Source organism: Pseudomonas sp. P4795 (genome assembly GCF_048822895.1).
Taxonomy (GTDB): domain Bacteria; phylum Pseudomonadota; class Gammaproteobacteria; order Pseudomonadales; family Pseudomonadaceae; genus Aquipseudomonas.
Map to the genome: position 1 here is coordinate 225,166 of NZ_JBMFBT010000005.1, position 17,725 is coordinate 242,890.

Annotated in this window: 15 protein-coding genes and 1 riboswitch; of the genes, 6 read left to right on the plus strand and 9 right to left on the minus strand. The window is 60.3% G+C overall.

Translation table 11 applies throughout. The features are described 5' to 3' along the window. Position 1: 1 nt before the first annotated feature. Together thiC and ACOI8A_RS16130 are read right to left on the minus strand one after the other, a co-directional pair. The gene (gene thiC / locus ACOI8A_RS16125) at positions 2–1,891 is read right to left on the minus strand and encodes a phosphomethylpyrimidine synthase ThiC (protein ID WP_420651286.1); all 1,890 of its coding nucleotides are present in this window, start codon (positions 1,889–1,891) and stop codon (positions 2–4) included. A 146-nt stretch (positions 1,892–2,037) separates the two neighbouring features. Beyond that, a riboswitch (TPP riboswitch) is annotated at positions 2,038–2,143 on the minus strand. A gap of 7 nt (positions 2,144–2,150) precedes the next feature. Continuing rightward, on the minus strand, positions 2,151–2,324 hold the full coding sequence (locus ACOI8A_RS16130) for a hypothetical protein (RefSeq protein ID WP_420646982.1): 174 nt from the start codon (positions 2,322–2,324) through the stop codon (positions 2,151–2,153). A 15-nt stretch (positions 2,325–2,339) separates the two neighbouring features. Between ACOI8A_RS16130 and ACOI8A_RS16135 the strand changes: the two genes are divergently transcribed. After that, positions 2,340–3,773 (plus strand): TolC family outer membrane protein, encoded by a 1,434-nt coding sequence (locus tag ACOI8A_RS16135; protein WP_420646981.1) that lies wholly within the window; start codon positions 2,340–2,342, stop codon positions 3,771–3,773. A gap of 172 nt (positions 3,774–3,945) precedes the next feature. Here ACOI8A_RS16135 and waaA read toward each other — a convergent pair whose 3' ends face one another. Together waaA and ACOI8A_RS16145 are read right to left on the minus strand one after the other, a co-directional pair. Continuing rightward, a complete protein-coding gene (waaA, locus tag ACOI8A_RS16140) occupies positions 3,946–5,220 on the minus strand; it encodes a lipid IV(A) 3-deoxy-D-manno-octulosonic acid transferase (protein WP_420646980.1) in 1,275 nt (424 codons plus the stop codon). A gap of 11 nt (positions 5,221–5,231) precedes the next feature. Then, positions 5,232–6,134 (minus strand): LysR family transcriptional regulator, encoded by a 903-nt coding sequence (locus ACOI8A_RS16145; protein ID WP_420646979.1) that lies wholly within the window; start codon positions 6,132–6,134, stop codon positions 5,232–5,234. A 102-nt stretch (positions 6,135–6,236) separates the two neighbouring features. Between ACOI8A_RS16145 and ACOI8A_RS16150 the strand changes: the two genes are divergently transcribed. From ACOI8A_RS16150 to ACOI8A_RS16165, 4 genes are all read left to right on the plus strand, one after another. Continuing rightward, positions 6,237–6,569, plus strand: a complete 333-nt coding sequence (locus ACOI8A_RS16150; protein WP_150602668.1) for a DMT family transporter — start codon at positions 6,237–6,239, stop codon at positions 6,567–6,569. 72 nt (positions 6,570–6,641) lie between these two features. Continuing rightward, complete coding sequence (locus ACOI8A_RS16155) at positions 6,642–7,817, plus strand: NAD(P)/FAD-dependent oxidoreductase (protein WP_420646978.1); 1,176 nt, start codon at positions 6,642–6,644, stop codon at positions 7,815–7,817. Then, positions 7,814–8,626, plus strand: coding sequence for an aldo/keto reductase (locus tag ACOI8A_RS16160; RefSeq protein ID WP_420651285.1), 813 nt, complete (start codon positions 7,814–7,816; stop codon positions 8,624–8,626). Before ACOI8A_RS16155 ends, ACOI8A_RS16160 begins: the two co-directional genes overlap by 4 nt. Positions 8,627–8,657: 31 nt before the next feature. Further along, positions 8,658–9,611: a metal ABC transporter ATPase gene (locus tag ACOI8A_RS16165; protein WP_420646976.1), complete on the plus strand. Its 954-nt coding sequence runs from the start codon at positions 8,658–8,660 to the stop codon at positions 9,609–9,611. 12 nt (positions 9,612–9,623) lie between these two features. Here ACOI8A_RS16165 and ACOI8A_RS16170 read toward each other — a convergent pair whose 3' ends face one another. The 5 genes from ACOI8A_RS16170 to msbA all read right to left on the minus strand — a co-directional run bounded on the left by ACOI8A_RS16170 (position 9,624) and on the right by msbA (position 15,694). Next, the gene (locus ACOI8A_RS16170) at positions 9,624–10,430 is read right to left on the minus strand and encodes a hypothetical protein (protein WP_420651284.1); all 807 of its coding nucleotides are present in this window, start codon (positions 10,428–10,430) and stop codon (positions 9,624–9,626) included. 68 nt (positions 10,431–10,498) lie between these two features. After that, on the minus strand, positions 10,499–11,203 hold the full coding sequence (locus ACOI8A_RS16175) for a hypothetical protein (RefSeq protein WP_420646974.1): 705 nt from the start codon (positions 11,201–11,203) through the stop codon (positions 10,499–10,501). Continuing rightward, positions 11,204–12,178 (minus strand): glycosyltransferase family protein, encoded by a 975-nt coding sequence (locus ACOI8A_RS16180; protein WP_420646973.1) that lies wholly within the window; start codon positions 12,176–12,178, stop codon positions 11,204–11,206. A gap of 117 nt (positions 12,179–12,295) precedes the next feature. Continuing rightward, the gene (hldE, locus tag ACOI8A_RS16185; RefSeq protein ID WP_420646972.1) at positions 12,296–13,717 is read right to left on the minus strand and encodes a bifunctional D-glycero-beta-D-manno-heptose-7-phosphate kinase/D-glycero-beta-D-manno-heptose 1-phosphate adenylyltransferase HldE; all 1,422 of its coding nucleotides are present in this window, start codon (positions 13,715–13,717) and stop codon (positions 12,296–12,298) included. Between the two features lie 174 nt (positions 13,718–13,891). Beyond that, positions 13,892–15,694, minus strand: a complete 1,803-nt coding sequence (gene msbA / locus ACOI8A_RS16190; RefSeq protein ID WP_420646971.1) for a lipid A export permease/ATP-binding protein MsbA — start codon at positions 15,692–15,694, stop codon at positions 13,892–13,894. 155 nt (positions 15,695–15,849) lie between these two features. Between msbA and ACOI8A_RS16195 the strand changes: the two genes are divergently transcribed. Then, a complete protein-coding gene (locus ACOI8A_RS16195) occupies positions 15,850–17,712 on the plus strand; it encodes an O-antigen ligase family protein (RefSeq protein ID WP_420646970.1) in 1,863 nt (620 codons plus the stop codon). The last annotated feature ends 13 nt before the right edge of the window (positions 17,713–17,725 follow it).

Sequence of the window (17,725 nt, forward strand, 5' to 3'; positions counted from 1 at the left end):
ATCAAACCTTCTTGTACAACTGACTACCTTCCTTTTTAAACCGCTCAGCCTGCTCTGCCAGTCCCTGGGCAACCTCGGCGTCGACGGTTTCGATACGCTGGTTGGCCGCGTACTCGCGGACTTCCTGAGTGATCTTCATCGAGCAGAATTTCGGCCCGCACATCGAACAGAAATGCGCGACCTTGGCCGAGTCCTTCGGCAGGGTTTCATCGTGATACGAACGCGCGGTGTCCGGATCGAGGCCGAGGTTGAACTGGTCTTCCCAACGGAATTCGAAACGTGCCTTGCTCAAGGCGTTGTCGCGAATCTGTGCACCCGGGTGTCCCTTGGCCAAGTCCGCAGCATGCGCGGCGATCTTATAAGTGATGATCCCGGTTTTCACGTCATCCTTGTTCGGCAGGCCCAAGTGTTCCTTGGGCGTGACGTAGCAAAGCATCGCGCAACCGAACCAGCCGATCATCGCCGCCCCGATACCCGATGTGATGTGGTCGTAACCCGGCGCAATGTCGGTGGTCAGCGGACCGAGGGTGTAGAACGGTGCCTCGTCGCAGCACTCGAGCTGCTTGTCCATGTTCTCTTTGATCAACTGCATCGGCACGTGGCCCGGGCCTTCGATCATGCATTGCACGTCGTGCTTCCAGGCGATTTTGGTCAGCTCGCCGAGGGTTTCCAGTTCACCGAATTGCGCTTCGTCGTTAGCGTCGGCAATCGAGCCCGGACGCAGGCCATCGCCCAGCGAGAAGCTGACGTCGTAGGCCTTCATGATTTCGCAGATGTCGTCGAAGTGGGTGTAGAGGAAGTTCTCTTTGTGGTGCGCCAGGCACCACTTGGCCATGATCGAACCACCACGCGAAACAATGCCGGTCACGCGCTTGGCGGTCAGCGGCACGTAGCGCAGCAACACGCCGGCGTGGATGGTGAAGTAGTCGACGCCCTGCTCTGCCTGCTCGATCAGCGTGTCGCGAAACAGCTCCCATGTCAGGTCTTCGGCAACGCCGTTAACTTTTTCCAGCGCCTGATAAATCGGCACGGTGCCGATCGGCACTGGCGAGTTGCGGATGATCCACTCGCGGGTTTCGTGAATGTGTTTGCCAGTGGACAAATCCATCACCGTGTCCGAACCCCAGCGAATGCCCCAGGTCAGTTTCGCCACTTCTTCTTCGATGGAAGAACCGAGCGCACTGTTGCCGATGTTGCCGTTGATCTTCACCAGGAAGTTACGGCCGATGATCATCGGTTCCAGTTCGGTGTGGTTGATGTTGGCCGGAATGATCGCGCGACCGCGGGCGATCTCGTCACGGACAAATTCGGGTGTGATGATTTTCGGCACGCTGGCGCCGAAGCTGTGGCCGGCGTGTTGCTGGTCCAGCAGCCCGGCGGCGCAGGCTACTTCGAGCTTCATGTTTTCGCGGATGGCGACGTATTCCATCTCGGCGGTGATGATGCCCTTACGGGCGTAGTGCATCTGGCTGACGTTGGCCCCGGCTTTGGCGCGGCGCGGGTTGTTGACGTGGGCGAAACGCAGCTTGGTCAGTTCGGCATCGGCGAGGCGTTGCTGGCCGAAGTTCGAACTCAGGCCAGGCAGGCGCTCGGTGTCGCCACGGTCGTCGATCCACGCTGAACGCACATCGCCCAGGCCTTTGCGCACGTCGATCACCACGTTGGGATCGGTGTACGGGCCGGAGGTGTCGTAGACGGTGACCGGCGCATTGATTTCGCCGCCGAAGTCGGTCGGGGTCACATCAAGGGAAATTTCGCGCATCGGTACGCGGATGTCCGGGCGAGAACCCTGAACGTAGACTTTTTGCGAACGGGTGAACGGCTTGACCGATTGTTCGTCGACCTTGGCCGAGTCACTCAGGTTGATCGCGTTTTTAGATTTTGTAGTCATCACGGGCTCTCCAGACAGCATCCAGGCAGTGGATTGTCGGAGCAGAACCTGAAAGGCACGGACGCACCAGGACTGGTGCTGTGCATCGTCGTCGAGCGTTCGATTGTCGAACAATTTCCCGGACGAAGCACAAGAGGACTCGCCGGGTGACGAGAAATCTTGTTCCCTACGCAGGCGCTAACCTGATCAGGTTCAACGGGATCCGAAATTATTCGATCTCAGCCTCATAGCAAGGCACCCCGACAAGAACCCGGCCAGTCTAGACACAACCGGCAAAGAACGCCAACACCGTGGCAAACACCATGATGAATGGCGCAATTAGCGGATTGTTGCGATGCGCGCGCGCAACTACACTCGCTACGCCATGCTGCGCCTTGACGCTGCACGGCCCGCGTCTTACCTTTGGCGCGCGGATTACTTCCATAATATTCATGCTAGGGATCGCCTCATGCTGCGCAAACTTTCACTGGCTGTTGCCGTGTCGTGTGCCTCCACCGCAACGGTCTGGGCAGCAGAAGCGCCTTTATCGACCAAGACCGATCTGGTCAGCGTTTATCAGGAAGCGGTCGACAACAACGCCGATCTCGCTGCCGCCCGCGCGCAGTACGGCGCGCAGAAAGAAATCGTGCCGCAGGCGCGTGCCGGGTTGCTGCCGAATCTGTCGGGTGGCGCCGAAGTCGCCGACGTGCGCACAGCGATTGATCAGCCCTCGGCGGTGGCCAATCGCAGCGCGCATTCGTATCAGGCGACCCTCGCCCAACCGTTGTTCCGCGCCGACCGCTGGTTCCAGTATCAAGCGGCCAAGGACGTCAACGAACAGGCTGCGCTGCAACTCTCGGCCACCGAGCAGAACCTGATCCTGCAAAGTGCTGAAAGCTATTTCAACGTGCTGCGCAGCCAGGACAACCTGGCCTCGACCAAGGCCGAAGAAGCCGCGTTCAAACGTCAGCTCGACCAGTCCAACGAACGATTCGATGTGGGCCTGTCGGACAAGACCGACGTGCTGCAATCGCAAGCCAGTTACGACACGGCGCGGGCCAACCGGATCGTTGCCCAGCGTCAGGTCGATGATGCGTTTCAGGCGCTGATCACTCTGACCAACCGTCAGTACAACTCGATTCAGGGCATCGTCCACACCCTGCCGATCTTGCCGCCGGTACCGAACGACGCCAAGTCGTGGGTCGACACCGCTGCCAGACAGAATCTCAATCTGCTCGCCAGCAACTACGCGGTCGCCTCCGCCGAGCAGACCTTGAAGCAGCGCAAGGCCGGGCACTTGCCGACCCTTGATGCAGTGGCGAAGTACGAGAAAGGTGACAACGATAATTTCGGCTTCAGCAACCCGAATGCGTTCGGCACGCCGTATGGCGGCAACGTCGAACAGCGCACGCTGGCCTTGCAAGTGAACATCCCGATCTACAGCGGCGGCCTGACCAGCTCGCAAGTGCGCGAGTCCTACTCACGCCTTGATCAGACCGAGCAGCAGCGCGAAGGTCTGCGCCGTCAGATTGTCGAGAACACGCGCAATCTGCATCGCGCGGTCAACACCGATGTCGAGCAGGTGCAGGCGCGCCGCCAGTCGATCATCTCCAACCAGAGCGCGGTGGAAGCCACGGAAATCGGTTATCAGGTGGGTACGCGCAACGTCGTCGACGTGCTTGACGCCCAGCGCCAGCTCTACACCTCGGTGCGCAACTACAACAACACCCGCTACGACTACATCCTCGACAACCTGCGGCTGAAGCAGGCGGCGGGCACGTTGAACCCGGGCGACTTGCAGGATCTGGCGCGCTATCTGAAAGCCGACTACAACCCGGACAAAGACTTCCTGCCACCGGATCTGGCCAAGGCTGCTGCCGAACAGCTCAAGGCGCGGCCTTAAAAGCAAATTGCGAACGGCATCCTGTGGCGAGGGGATTTATCCCCGCTGGGCTGCGCAGCAGCCCTAAAACCTGAAGACTCGGTTTGTCTGACACATCGCGGTGGCTGAGTCAGGGGCTGCTTCGCAGCCCAACGGGGATAAATCCCCTCGCCACAATGGGTATGTCAGCGAGCTACTTGATCAACCTGCCCAACCCATCCAGCAAGCGCTGCAACGCGCCCTGATTGCGGCGCATCACGCTCAGTCCAGCTTCGGCCATGCGCTGCGCATCGCGTGGCAGTTCGAACAGGCGCTGCACTTCTACCGCCAGCCCTTCGGCATCATCCACTTCGACTAACGCCCCGGCGCTGCGCAGTTGCGCGGCGATGTCGAGGAAGTTGAACAAGTGCGGGCCGCAGATCACCGGTTTCGCCAGTGCCGCCGGCTCCAGCAGGTTGTGCCCGCCATTCGGCACCAGGCTGCCGCCGACAAATGCGCTGTCGCCCAACGCATACAGAAACAGCAATTCGCCCATGGTGTCGCCGAGCAGCACCGAGGTGCCGGCGTCGACGTTCACGCCACTCGAGCGCCGCACCGTCGCAAAGCCTTCGCGCTGGCACAGATCGAACACCGAGTTAAAACGTTCGGGATGACGTGGCACCAGAATCAGCAGCGCATCGGGGTGATTGGCCAGCAAGCGACGGTGCGCGGCCAGCACGACTTCGTCTTCACCTTCGTGGGTACTCGCGGCAATCCACACCGGGCGCTCCAGCGCTTGCCATTGCCCGCGCAGTTCGGCAGCGCGTTGCAACAGTTGCGGGTCGATGGTCAGGTCGAACTTGATCGAGCCGGTGACTTCGACCGTTTCCGGACGTGCGCCCAGATCGCGGAAGCGCTGGGCCTCGGCTTCGGTCTGCACGGCAAACAGGCTCATCTCGGCGAGCATCGGCGCAGTCAGTTTGCGGAACCGGCCGTAACCCTTGGCCGAACGTTCAGACAAGCGACCGTTGGCCAGCGCCACCGGAATTCCGCGTTTGGCGCACTGATGAATGTGGTTGGGCCAGAGTTCGGTTTCCATGATCACCGCCAGTTTCGGCTGCGCACGATCGAGAAAACGCGCTGCCGCACACGGCAAGTCGTACGGCAGATAGCAATGTTGAATGCGTGGCTCGTTGGCGAACAACGCCTGAATCCGCTCCGAGCCGGTCGGGGTCATGCAGGTCACGGTGATCGGCAACTGTGGATAACGTTGCAGCAAGGCGCGAATCATCGGCGCCGCCGCGATGCTTTCGCCGACCGACACCGCGTGCACCCAGATGCCGCCCGGTTGCAGCGCCGGCATCCCGTAGGAAAAGCGTTCGCCAATCCGCTTGGCGTAGGCCGGCGCCTTGCGCGAACGCAGCCACAGCCGAATCGCCACCAATGGCAGCCCCAGGTAAAACAGCGCGGTGTAGAGAGTTCTATTCATGGCGGCGGAGTTTATCGACTTTTCTCGCCAATCGCGCGCAAGTGCACGGCAAAACGCTCAGCCAGCCAACGGGCGGCTGGGCCCAGCGGCTCGTCACGGCGCCAGACCAGTTCGACCACCAGCGCCGGCGGCGTCCATTCGCTATCCAGTTCGACCATCAAGCCCTGATACGCCGAATACTGCACCACATGCCGTGGCAGCCACGCCCAACCCAGATCGCGCACCAGCCATTCGGCCATCACGTAAAAACTGTCGGCACGCCAGACTTGCGGGCTGGCCGGCTCGCTGCCGGGGTAGACGCTGGTCTGGGTCGACATCAACAGTTGCCGATGTTGCGCCAGTTGCTGGCAATTGACCGCCGATTGCTTGGCCAACGGGTGATTGATGCCGCACACCGTGACCATTTCCACGCTACCCAGCACGCGGCGCTCCAGCGCTTCGGGAATTTGGTCGTGATAGAACAGCAGCCCGAGATCGGCGCGACGCTCGACCAGTTTGCGCGCGACTTCACCCTGCGCAGCGCTGGTCAGTTGCACTTCCAGACTGGGAAACTGCTCGGCCAGCGCGCCGAAACTTTCCACCAGCGCCTGATACGGCATGGCCTCGTCCTGCGCGACGCGCAACTGCGCTTCCTGGCCGCGCAGCATCGCCATCGCCCGGCCATTGAGACGCTCGCACTGGCGCAGCACTTCGCGCGCTTCTTCGAGCAACGCTTCGCCCGCTTCGGTAAGGCTAGGCTGACGCCCGCTGCTACGCTCAAACAGGCTGACACCCAGATCGTCCTCGAGCATGGCAATCGCGCTGCTGATCGCCGACTGCGCTTTGCGTTGCTGACGCGCCACGGCAGAAAACGAACGCTGCTCGGCGACGGCGATGAACACGCGTAACTGATCGAGATTCCATTGCATGCTCATGCGACAACCAATCTTTCAAACAGATAGGTAATGACTTTACCGCATCTGAACAATCTCTAGAATGCCGACCTCAGAAAGCCACGCTTCACACGAGGATTGAACATGAACGCTTACGCCTACCTGGCCATCGCCATCTGCGCCGAAGTAATGGCCACCGTTTCGATGAAAGCGGTCAAAGGCTTCAGCACCCCGCTGCCACTGCTGGTAGTTATCGTCGGCTATGCCATCGCGTTCTGGATGCTGATCCTGGTGGTGCGCACGGTGCCGGTGGGTGTCGCTTACGCGGTGTGGGCCGGGATGGGGATTGTGATGGTCAGCGTCGCGGCGCTGTTCATTTACGGGCAGAAGCTGGATGTGCCGGCGATGTTGGGCATGGGGCTGATCGTGCTTGGCGTGGTCGTCATCCAGCTGTTCTCGAAAACCGCCGGCCATTAAAAGCAGCTTCGGGTTGCAGCTTGCAGCTTGAAGCTTGAAACTTGCGACTTCTTCAAATCCCGAGGTCGCTGCATGCCATCCGTTATTTCCACCGACGTGCTGATTGTCGGCGCTGGTGTCGCCGGCCTCTGGCTGAATGCGCGCCTGCGCCGTCAGGGTTTTTCGACCGTGCTGGTGGAAAGCGCCAGCCTCGGCGGCGGGCAGAGCGTGAAGTCCCAGGGGATCATTCACGGCGGCGCCAAGTACGCGCTGCACGGCGCGTTGACCGGCGCCTCCGAAGCCATCGCCGACATGCCACGCCGCTGGCGTGAAGCGCTGGCCGGCGACGGCGAACTCGATCTGAGCGGCGTGCGCTTGTTGTCCGAAGCGCATTACCTGTGGTCGCCGGGCACGCTGGCCGGCAACCTCACCAGTTTCTTCGCCAGTAAAGCCGTGCGCGGGCGGGTTGATCAGGTCAAGGGCGAGCAACTGCCGCCAGCCCTGCAAGACAAGCGTTTCAAAGGCAAGGTCTACCGACTCGCGGAACTGGTGGTCGACGTGCCGAGCCTGATCGAGCGCCTGGCGGATCTGGCCGGTGACGGTTTACTCGCAGGGCAAAATATCGAACCGTTGCTTGATGGCGGTTTGTTGGTCGGCCTCAGAGTCGACGGCCGCGAAATCCGCGCGCAACGTATCGTCCTCAGCGCCGGCGCTGGTACCGCAGCGCTGCTGGAGGCGCTGGGCTTGACGCACCCGGCCATGCAACGCCGACCGCTGCACATGATCATCGCCAAGGGCCCGAGCCTCAAACCGCTGTACGCGCACTGCCTCGGTGGCGGCACCAAACCGCGCATCACCGTGACCACTCACCCGGCCGCCGATGGCCAGTGGGTCTGGTATCTGGGCGGCGACATCGCCGAGTCCGACGGTGTGGCGCGCACGCCTGCCGAACAGATCACCACCGCGCAAAAAGAGCTCGGCCAGTTGCTGCCGTGGATCGACCTGAGCAGCGTGCAATGGGCAACCTTGCGCGTCGACCGTGCCGAACCGCTGCAAACCGGCCTGACCCGCCCGGACAACGCTTTCCTCGCCGAAGAAGGCCGACTGCTGGTCGGCTGGCCAACCAAACTGGCGCTGGCGCCGGACTTCGCTGATCGAGTCTTCGCGTCCTTGCAACGCGACGGTATCCAGCCGAGCCACCCTGCCCCGCTGCCCGAGCTGCCAAAACCACCAATGGGCGTTCCTGCCTGGGATCAATTGCTGCCATGAGCCTGCCAACCCTGCACGAATTGCATCGTCCACTGGGCAGCACCGGTCTGCTGGTTTCGCCGCTGGGTCTGGGCACGGTCAAGCTCGGCCGCGACCAGGGCGTGAAATACCCCAATGGTTTTCAGATACCCGACGACGACACCGCGCGCATGCTGCTCAGACAGGCGCGCGAACTCGGCATCAACCTGATCGACACTGCGCCGGCTTATGGCCGCAGCGAAGAACGCCTCGGCCCGCTGTTGCGCGATCAGCGTCAGGACTGGGTGATCGTCAGCAAGGTCGGCGAAGAATTTACCGATGGGTTGTCCAGCCACGACTTCAGCGCTGCCCATACACGGATGTCGGTGGAGCGCAGCCTGCAACGTCTTGAAACCGATTTTATCGACCTGGTGCTGGTGCACTCCGACGGCAATGATCTGGCGATTCTCAACGACAGCGAGGTCTACGCGACCCTCGCTGCACTGAAGGCCGAAGGCAAGATCCGTGGCTTCGGTTTCTCCGGGAAAACCGTCGAAGGTGGCTTGAAAGCACTGGAGCAGGGCGATTGCGCGATGGTCACCTACAATCTGAACGAACAGAGCGAGAAGGCAGTCATTGACTATGCTGCTGCCCACGGCAAGGCCATTCTGGTGAAGAAAGCCTTGGCCAGCGGTCACGTTTGTCTGAGCCCCGGTGTCGATCCGGTGCGCGCCAGTTTCGAGTTGTTGTTCCAACAGCCCGGCGTAGCCAGTGCTATTGTCGGCACGATCAATCCGCTGCACCTCGCCCACAACGTTGCGACCGTTGCTCAAGTCCTTCGTGGTCACTGACGCCGCTTCGCGGCCCTAAGCTGGAGCCGACATGCCGCGCACGCTCATCAGAAAGAACCCGAGCAACTTCAAGACCCTGCCACTGTTCGTCGAAGCGACCCCGGAAGGCCTGACCTATCAGAGCGTCGGCATGCCGCTGAATTTTTCCCAGACTTTGCAACGCAGGCGTCCGGTCACGGTGCCGGACGCCGAGCGTTTTGCGCTGGAACTGGCCAACCTCGGCGTTTCGGTACGCCTGACCCTGCATTGGCAGAATCGCGATTACTGGGTGCTGGTGCGCCAGCGCCGACAGGATCGCGGCGACGTGGTATTGAAGCTGATTTCCGGTTACGTGCCGGCGCATGAGCTCAATCTGCCGTTGCACACGGCGATCCAGGAGGTCGCGGAGGAATGCCTGCTGGAAACCCCGGAAGGCTGGCTCGGCGGGCGTTTCAAAGATACCTGGCTGCCAGCGCCCTACGCCACCGCCCTGCACTATCGCGAGGCGTTGCCGTTTCGCCTGACGCCGCTGTCCGGCTCGGCGCGTCCGGTGCGCTGTGCCAATTTGCAATTGATCGAGCGGCCGCGTGCCTATGTGCACTTGCCGACCGCGTCATTGCAGTTGATCTACGACTTGCGGCTGGACGTACCCAAGGAAGCCAAGAACCTCAGTCTGTTCCACGTCGATGAGCGACTGGAGGGCGACCAACTGGTCGCACGGCTTGATCGCAAGCGGCCGGATCTGTATCTGATGCCCTTGCAGGACGGTCAACCGCTGGCCGAGCTGTACACCCTCAAGCGCGACAAGCTCACGCCGGCCAGCACCCGTGGGCTGTATCTGGCCGAGAGCTTCGCCGCTCAGCAAGGCTGGGTGGTGCGCGAGGAGCGCATTCGCTGGAAAGACTGGCTGGTGCAACAAGGTTTCGCCGCGCCCAAAGTCACACGCCCGGGACTCAAGCAACTGAGCATCAAGGCGTTGCGAATGGTGGGGCTGGTCAAGAAGTGACGCGGCTTGACGCTAGCCGTTGCGCAGCTTGTCGAGGCCGGTACGTAACCGGGCAAACAAGTGGAAATAGCGATTCTCGCGCTTGCCCATGCCACGTTTGGGCGAGAACGACTCCTCGGCAAACGCGCCAGTAATGCGCACCCGCGAGGCCTGCGTGGCCATGGCGCAGACCTTGGCGTCAGCCTGTTGCAGCGCGTATTTGAGCAAGCGTTCGGAGTGCAGCTTCCTGCCAGTGGCTTTGCAGAATTCGAATATTTTCTCGACGCGCTTGCCATACGCAACGTAGGTGTCGCGACCGCAAATGGCAAAACGGTCGTTGAGCCCGCCCCACCACTGCCAGTCCGGAATGTAGGCATTCAGCCGCCGGGCTTCCGGCTGCTTGAAGACATACGCCGGAAGCGCTGTATGGAAGAAATTGTCCGGCCGTACGAACACGACGAAATCCGGATTGAACGACTCCATCATGGTGGTCACGGCGTGCAAAGAATTGAGTTGGTAGATCAGGTTGCGTAGCGATGCGTAATCATCCGCCCAGGTATCGCCCTGCGCCTTGACCTGTTCAAAGTCCCAACGCTCCAGCACGCCGTCGGTTGAGGTCAGCGTGCCAGTCATCGACTCGAAGACCTGATAGTTGTCAGCGCTCAGCTCGCCGCGCTCATCGGAGCGGGTGTTCTGAATCTGGTCGATTTTGTACAGGTGATAAAAGCATTTGACGTTGCTGTCCGCAGGCAGTGACGCCAACACCTTCTCTTGAATGGAAGGGAAACAGATCTGCGAATTTCTCGGAATCCCGAAAAAAGCCACCGCAATATTCAACACTGCACAGCACCTTGATCACGTCATTCGGCCGGTTTTCGATGCCTTGCCAGGCGCGAACCGGGGATTGTCTATTTGCGGCGAAACAGCTTCTGCCACCAGCGCCGCGGTTGCAGCGGAACAACGATGACGTCGGACTTCTGCAGCCATTCGCGCTCGTAATCCCAGGCATGTCCGCCCCAGAGTTTGCCGGCCTCGTTGGAAAATCCGAGCGTCATCAACTGAAAGCCATAACCGCTGTGGCTGCGCAGCCAGTCGAACAGCACCAACGTATTGAAACCAGTGGAAGGCCCGACGTAGCGTTTGCCACCTGGCCGGTCGACCGGGTAGTTCCACAGCGGCGGCAACGGAATGCGATCCCAGTACATGGCCACTCGCGGCAACGGACACATCGGTGCAGCACAACCGACCAACAGCGTGAAGCAACGCTCGGCCGCCCGCTCGAAGAGCTGCTGCACATCCGGCGCGTAAGGCAGACCAAAAAAATACGCGTCTGGCGCGTTGAAACCATGCACGAACAGATTGACGCTCTGCTCATTGAGCAAAGGTGCCTTGATACAGTTGTTGAAGCTGACCACTACGTCATCAGCACCGATGTCGAGCGCCTGAAAGTCCGCGAGGGTAATTGCAGGATTGTTGGCGATCAGCACCACACGAGCAGCTCGCTGCAAGCATGCCCGCAATTCTTGCGGCAATGCTTCCAACACCGACTGGTGACCGCCGGGCAGTGCATCCAGCGCCATGTGTTCGGCAGCCTGCGGCGATAGCTCCGTCATCTAGACCGGAACCTTCATGCCGTAACGCCACTTCACCCACAACCGCACGAGCGCGGAAGGCGGCTGCCACGGACGCATTTCGCGCTGGATCTCGCGGGCAAGCGTCTGACCGACGCGGGCGAAAGAGTAGCGGCTTTGCGCGAACGCCTGACCATTGGCGGCGATCCGCTGTGCGAGCTCGGGATCGTCCTGGAGCATTTTGATCTTTTCCACAGCCTCGGCTTCGCTGCGATAGAACACCGTGTTGTGCATGTCTTCAAAACCGAGCAGGCGGTCTTCCTCGCCCTGGCTCCAGGCCAACAGCACGCAACCGCAAGCCATCGCTTCGAAGTTCTTGATCATGAACTCGTTCATGCCGATATCGGCACTGACGAAAATCTTGATGCGATTGAGCGTTTCCAGATACTCGGTACCCGACTTGGTGCGGGTCACCAGCATGCCGGTACGCCGGGAAAGCGCCTCCAGCAACGCCTTGCGCTGGGCGTACTCGGTGCTTTTCAGACTGCCAAGGAAACCGATGGGAATGTCGCGCTCGACGCCGGTATTGCGCAGCATCTGCTCGTCGTAGCCCTTGGAAACGAACACCGTGTCGATGCCTTCAGCCTGCATCCGCTGCGCCACGACCGCCCCGGAAACCACGGCTCGGCAGCTCGGCAGGCGCTTGTACAGACGCGAGTAAACACGCCGGTACTTACTCGCTGGCATGTAGTTCTGGTAGGCATCGTGTTCAAGAAAGACCAGACCGGGGATGCACTTGAGCACCCGCAGTTGCGGGGCCAGGCGTTTGACCCGGGAGAAAATCACCACACGATCGAAGGTCTGATAATCAACCGAAGCAAGAAATGGCCCCAGGTTCATCTGCTGCTGTTTGCTCAAACGGAAGATCAAACATTCGTCACAGTTCTGCTGCGCAATTTCGTAGAGCCGATCCAGAATGACACGCTGTTCGTCCATGACCAGAAGCATGACTTTCATAGTTTATTGACCACGCTACAGAGGCAAGCAGGTGCGCCACCGCCGAAATTGCCTACATGGCGATTCCCGAGGCGAATCTGATTCGCACGCTGCGCGCTGTGGTAAAGATCCATGAGATCAACGACTGCGAATTTTTTCGACGATCGCAGTCGTCGAGCTGTTTGCTACAAGCCCGAGCACCGCAACGGTACCACCATAGGCTGTCACGATATCCGCACCCACTACCTGATCGACGCCATAGTCTCCGCCCTTGACCAATACATCGGGTTTTACTTCGCGCAGCAGATTTTCCGGGGTGCCTTCCGGGAAGCTGATGACCCAGTCCACGGCGCCCAGACCTGCCAGAACGGCCATGCGCCGGTCGACGCTGTTGATCGGTCGGCCAGGCCCTTTCAGGCGGCTGACCGAGGCATCGTCGTTGACCGCGACAATCAATCGATCGCCTTGGGCCCGAGCCTGCTCGAGGTAGGTCACATGACCGGCATGGAGGATGTCGAAACAACCGTTGGTGAACACGATGCGCTCGTTGTGCGCACGGGCATCGGCCACTGCCTGCAGCAGTTGCTCCAGACCCAGCACGCCACGCTCGGAACCTTCTTCGCGCTGAATCGCACGGCGCAGTTCCGGAGCGCTGATCGCCGCCGTACCGAGCTTGCCGACCACGATGCCCGCCGCGAGATTGGCCAAGGCCACCGCATGCGGCAGTTCTTCGCCAGCGGCAATCGCTGCGGCCAGAGTGGAAATCACTGTATCGCCAGCACCGGTCACGTCGAATACTTCACGCGCACGTGCCGGCAAGTGCAGAGCGGGATGATCCGGACGCAGCAAAGTCATGCCGTGTTCGCCACGCGTAACCAGCAGCGCGCCGAGGTCGAGATCGTGCATCAGCGTTGCGCCCTTGCTCACCAGTTCGTGTTCATCGGCGCAACCGCCGACGATCGCCTCGAACTCGCTGAGATTAGGGGTGATCAGGCTGGCACCACGGTAGATCGAGAAGTCCTTGCCCTTCGGATCGGCCAGCACCGGAATGCCTTTGGCGCGGGCAACCTGAATCAGCGCCTGATGGTTTTTCAGCGCGCCTTTACCGTAATCGGACAACACCAACACTTTGATGCCTTCGAGCAGTTCGTCAACCTGTGCACCAAGCGCCAGCGCGTCAGTGGCGAACGGTTCTTCAAAGTCGATACGCAGCAATTGCTGGTGCCGGCTCATGACCCGCAGCTTGACGATGGTCGGCTGGTGCGCAATGCGCTGGAACAACGCGCGCACGCCCGCGCCCTTGAGACTGTTGCTCAGGCTGTCGGCGGCTTCGTCATCGCCGGTCACACCGACCAGCGAGGCCGGCGCACCCAGCGCGGCAATGTTCAAGGCAACGTTGGCGGCACCGCCTGGACGATCTTCGATTTGCTCGACTTTAACGACCGGAACCGGCGCCTCAGGGGAAATCCGTGAGGTTCCACCATGCCAGTAACGGTCGAGCATGACATCGCCGACCACCAAGACAGGGGCTTGATCGAATCGCGGCATGGACAACTTCATGGAGCAACCCACATACAAAATGAACAGGGGCGCGATATTAACACAGGGTGGGCGCAGGCTTGCGTGCTGGCTGCAACAGGATGAAACAGGTGGTTTTTTTGTGCACTTTTTGAGCACGGAGCGTCTTGGAAAGAATCGCCGGGCGCATTGCACGCCCGGTGATTTCGGGTCGGATCAGGCGATATCTGCGGCAGGAGCGTCGAGGCCCATGGCATTTAGCCGCGCGTAATAGCCGTTTTGTGCCAGCAGCTCATCATGCGTACCGCGTTCGACGATCCGGCCCTGATCCATGACCAGAATCAGATCGGCCTTTTCGATGGTCGACAGACGGTGGGCAATCACCAGCGTGGTGCGGCCCTTCATCACTTGATCGAGGGCTGCCTGAATGTGCCGCTCGGATTCAGTGTCGAGGGCCGAGGTGGCCTCGTCGAGAATCAGCAGCGGGGCATTCTTGAGCAGCGCGCGGGCAATCGCCAGACGCTGACGCTGACCACCGGAGAGCAATACACCGTTCTCGCCGACCTGAGTATCCAGGCCTTCCGGTAGTTGCGCGATGAAATCCATGGCGTAGGCATCACGCGCGGCTTTTTCGATGTCTTCGCGCGGTGCACCGGCCAGATCGCCATAGGCGATGTTGTTGGCCACGGTGTCGCTGAACAGCGTGACGTGCTGGGTCACTTGCGAGATGTGGCGGCGCAGGTTGAGCAGCTTGTATTGCTCGACTTCCACACCGTCGATCAGGATCTCGCCCTTGTCGTGGTGGTAGAAACGCGGAATCAGGTTGGCCAGGGTCGATTTACCGCTGCCCGAACGTCCGACCAGCGCGACCATCTGCCCCGGTTCGACCGAGAAGCTGATGTCGTCGAGCACCTGCCGCTCGGTGTCCGGATAGGTGAAGCACAGATTGCGCACCTCGAGACGACCGGTTACCGCATCGCGCTCGACCGTACCGGTGTCGACTTCTGGGGCCACGTCCAGTTGCTCGAAAATGCTTTCCGCCCCGGCCACGCCTTTCTGGATGGTCGAACTGACTTCGGACAACTGGCGGATCGGTTTCGGCAACAGGCCGGCCAATGTGATGTAGGCAACCATGTCACCCGCCGAAGCGTCGCCACGCAGATACAGCACGAGGAACATCAGCACCGCCATGGCGCTGTAGATCACCAGTTGCAGCAGCGGCGTATAGATCGCCCCGGTGCGGGTCATGCGCAGCTGTTTATCGGTGTTGCCCTGGCTGGCGTCGAAGAAGCGCTTCTCTTCATAGACTTCGCCGCCGAAGCTGCGCACCACGCGATACCCCTGAATGGTTTCCGACGCGACGTGGGTCACATCGCCCATGGCCGCCTGGATTTTCTTGCTCTGTTTGCGGAATTTCTTGCTCGCGGTGCGCACCATTATCGCAATCAGCGGCAGGATCGCGACCATCACCAGCGTCAGCTTCCAGTTCATGAACAGCAACGAGGCGAACAGGAAGATCACCGTCATGCCTTCACGAATCACGACCTTGATCGCATCCGTTGCCGCCCCCGTGACCATTGTCACGTTGAAGGTGATACGGGAAATCAGATGACCGGAGTTATGCTTGTCGAAGTAGCGGTTCGGCAGCACCAGCAGGTTGTTGAACAGCTGTACCCGCAAGTCGTGCACCAGACCGAGAGAAACCTTGGCGAGGAAATAGTTGCCCAGATAAGATCCCAGCCCCTGCCACGCGGCGATCAGGATGATCAGCAGCGGAACGGCCTGCAACAGCTGCAGATCACGCAGGTACGGCACGCTCGGGAACAGCACCGCTTCGGGATTGGACAGGCCATCGACAAAGTACTTGAGGATGTAGCCGAGCATCGGCTGCGTCGAAGCGAAAATCAGGAAACCGACGATGCTGATCAGGAACAGACTGATGTACGGCCGGACATAGCCGAGCAGGCGGAAGTAGATTTTCAAGCTCGAAGGGCTTGCAGCGGGACTGGAGTCGGTCATATCACGCGAAAGGTCGAGAAAAAGGACGGTGACTTTAGCACAGCTTCTTCGGGGTTCTGGCAATCGGGCAAAGGCTGTTATTGTTAGACGTCTTTTTCAGCATCAAATAGCCATCATCGAAATGGCCGATCAACTTCAGGATTGAATCTCACAGCATGCAATCTCGCGGCTTCAGCAATACGTCCAATCGAGTTTTCGATTTCATCAGCCTGTGGATTCTGCCCATCGGTTATTTCTTGCTCTTGTGCGCGCTGTTCTTTCTGCCGGGCCGCAGCCTGCATCACAAGCTGTTTTATGGCTTGTTCAGCATCCCGACGCTGATTGCCCTGTGCCTGCGTCCGCGGGCACTGAAAGAGTTGCTGCGCGAACCGATTTTCATCGCGCTACTGACGTTCGCCGCCTGGGCCTTGCTCAGCCTCTGCTGGGGGCCGAGTGACGAGCCGATCAGCGGCAGCTTCAAGGCCCCCTTGCACACCATCATGTTGTTCGCCGGTTGCTATCTGCTGGTGCGCTATTGCAATGACATCCTCGCCCCGCTGCTATTTTCCGCCGCGCTGGTCGCATTGGTCGCGACGGTCTGTTTTATCATTCCGTTCATTTACTACTACACGCCCGGTATGCGTCTGATCGGTGGCGGAGCGTTCGACAATCCGCTGCTCAGTTCGCACCTGTTCGGTTTTTTCTGTGCCTATTGGTTAAGCCTGAGCATGACCTGCAAGCACAGCCGTGTACTGTGGCTGAGCGTACCGGCAATGTTGATCATGTTCGCGGCAGTCATTGGAACCGGCTCCAGAACGCCGCTGGTAGCACTGACCATGGCCGCGCTCTGGCTCGGCTTTATCTGCTGGAATCGTCGCTCTTTGCTGCTATTGGGTACATTGGCCGCCAGCGGCATCGCGGTGATCGCGCTGTTCTCGAAAATGCTCATCGAGCGCGGCGACTCCTATCGCTTCGAAATCTGGCAGATCGCCCTGCAAAAGATTGCCGAACATCCATGGATCGGACATGGCTACAACGCCAGCCTGGCGATTGATCCCGGCGTCGGTTACAGCTTTGAAGAGCCACACAGCTTTGCGCTGGGCGTGCTCTATTACGTGGGCATCCTCGGCCTGCTGCCGTGGTTGTTTTTCCAGGCTTGGGGCTTGCTCAGCAGTTGGCGCCAACGCGTGCAACCGTTGCTGATCATTGCCTCGACCTGGCTGGTGTTCGGCATCGGCGCCGGTCTGACCGAGGGCGGCGGGATCATTTCGCGGCCCAAGGAGCACTGGTTTCTGCTGTGGATTCCACTGGCGCTGATCGCAGCGCTGAGCATCAATCAGCGCGCACGACGCTTGCTGGCGATGCCGGTACAAAAGCTCGCGCCGGCCGACCTGCAACAACTGAGCAGCAATGCCCAGGTGATCGAAGAAGACGGCCTCGGCCCCAAAGTGCTGCGTCTGGTTGACGGCAGTTTCCTCAAACTGTTCCGCCGCCGCCGCTGGTACACGTCGGGCAGTTTCAACCCGTATTCCGAGCGTTTTGCCGTTAACAGCGAGCAGCTGCGGACCATGGGCATTCCGACGCCACAGGTGTTGAATCTGTATCGCCTCGAGGACGGCAGCAGCGCGGTCCATTACCAGCCACTGCCGGGCCACACGTTGCGCCAGGTTCTGCAAAGCATCACAGCACCAGCGGTGCGCGGCGCGCTGGTGGAACGCTTCGGCAAATTCATGGCGCAGTTGCATGAGCAAGGCGTGTATTTCCGCTCGCTGCATCTGGGCAATGTGCTGGTTCTGGAGGATGGTGAGTTCGGTCTGATTGATCTGGCCGACCTGCGGGTCTACCCGTCCCCCCTGAGCCTTTCGCTGCGCCAACGAAATCTGCGCCACATGCAACGCTACACCGTGGACAAACGCTGGCTGTTCGAAGAACACCTTGATGCGTTGCTTGAAGGGTATGCCGTAACGGCGTCGAAATCAGCGGTGGATAACTTGCGCAGGCAAGTCCTGGCTGGCAGCACTCCAGCCCCCGTCAACTGATCGCGAGCGGGGT

Bases quoted from the DNA above. Each gene is read 5' to 3' on its own strand.
- thiC (WP_420651286.1), bottom strand. From the start codon at position 1,891: ATGACTACAAAATCTAAAAACGCGATCAACCTGAGTGACTCGGCCAAG.
- ACOI8A_RS16130 (WP_420646982.1), bottom strand. From the start codon at position 2,324: ATGAATATTATGGAAGTAATCCGCGCGCCAAAGGTAAGACGCGGGCCG.
- ACOI8A_RS16135 (WP_420646981.1), top strand. From the start codon at position 2,340: ATGCTGCGCAAACTTTCACTGGCTGTTGCCGTGTCGTGTGCCTCCACC.
- waaA (WP_420646980.1), bottom strand. From the start codon at position 5,220: ATGAATAGAACTCTCTACACCGCGCTGTTTTACCTGGGGCTGCCATTG.
- ACOI8A_RS16145 (WP_420646979.1), bottom strand. From the start codon at position 6,134: ATGAGCATGCAATGGAATCTCGATCAGTTACGCGTGTTCATCGCCGTC.
- ACOI8A_RS16150 (WP_150602668.1), top strand. From the start codon at position 6,237: ATGAACGCTTACGCCTACCTGGCCATCGCCATCTGCGCCGAAGTAATG.
- ACOI8A_RS16155 (WP_420646978.1), top strand. From the start codon at position 6,642: ATGCCATCCGTTATTTCCACCGACGTGCTGATTGTCGGCGCTGGTGTC.
- ACOI8A_RS16160 (WP_420651285.1), top strand. From the start codon at position 7,814: ATGAGCCTGCCAACCCTGCACGAATTGCATCGTCCACTGGGCAGCACC.
- ACOI8A_RS16165 (WP_420646976.1), top strand. From the start codon at position 8,658: ATGCCGCGCACGCTCATCAGAAAGAACCCGAGCAACTTCAAGACCCTG.
- ACOI8A_RS16175 (WP_420646974.1), bottom strand. From the start codon at position 11,203: ATGACGGAGCTATCGCCGCAGGCTGCCGAACACATGGCGCTGGATGCA.
- ACOI8A_RS16180 (WP_420646973.1), bottom strand. From the start codon at position 12,178: ATGAAAGTCATGCTTCTGGTCATGGACGAACAGCGTGTCATTCTGGAT.
- hldE (WP_420646972.1), bottom strand. From the start codon at position 13,717: ATGAAGTTGTCCATGCCGCGATTCGATCAAGCCCCTGTCTTGGTGGTC.
- msbA (WP_420646971.1), bottom strand. From the start codon at position 15,694: ATGACCGACTCCAGTCCCGCTGCAAGCCCTTCGAGCTTGAAAATCTAC.
- ACOI8A_RS16195 (WP_420646970.1), top strand. From the start codon at position 15,850: ATGCAATCTCGCGGCTTCAGCAATACGTCCAATCGAGTTTTCGATTTC.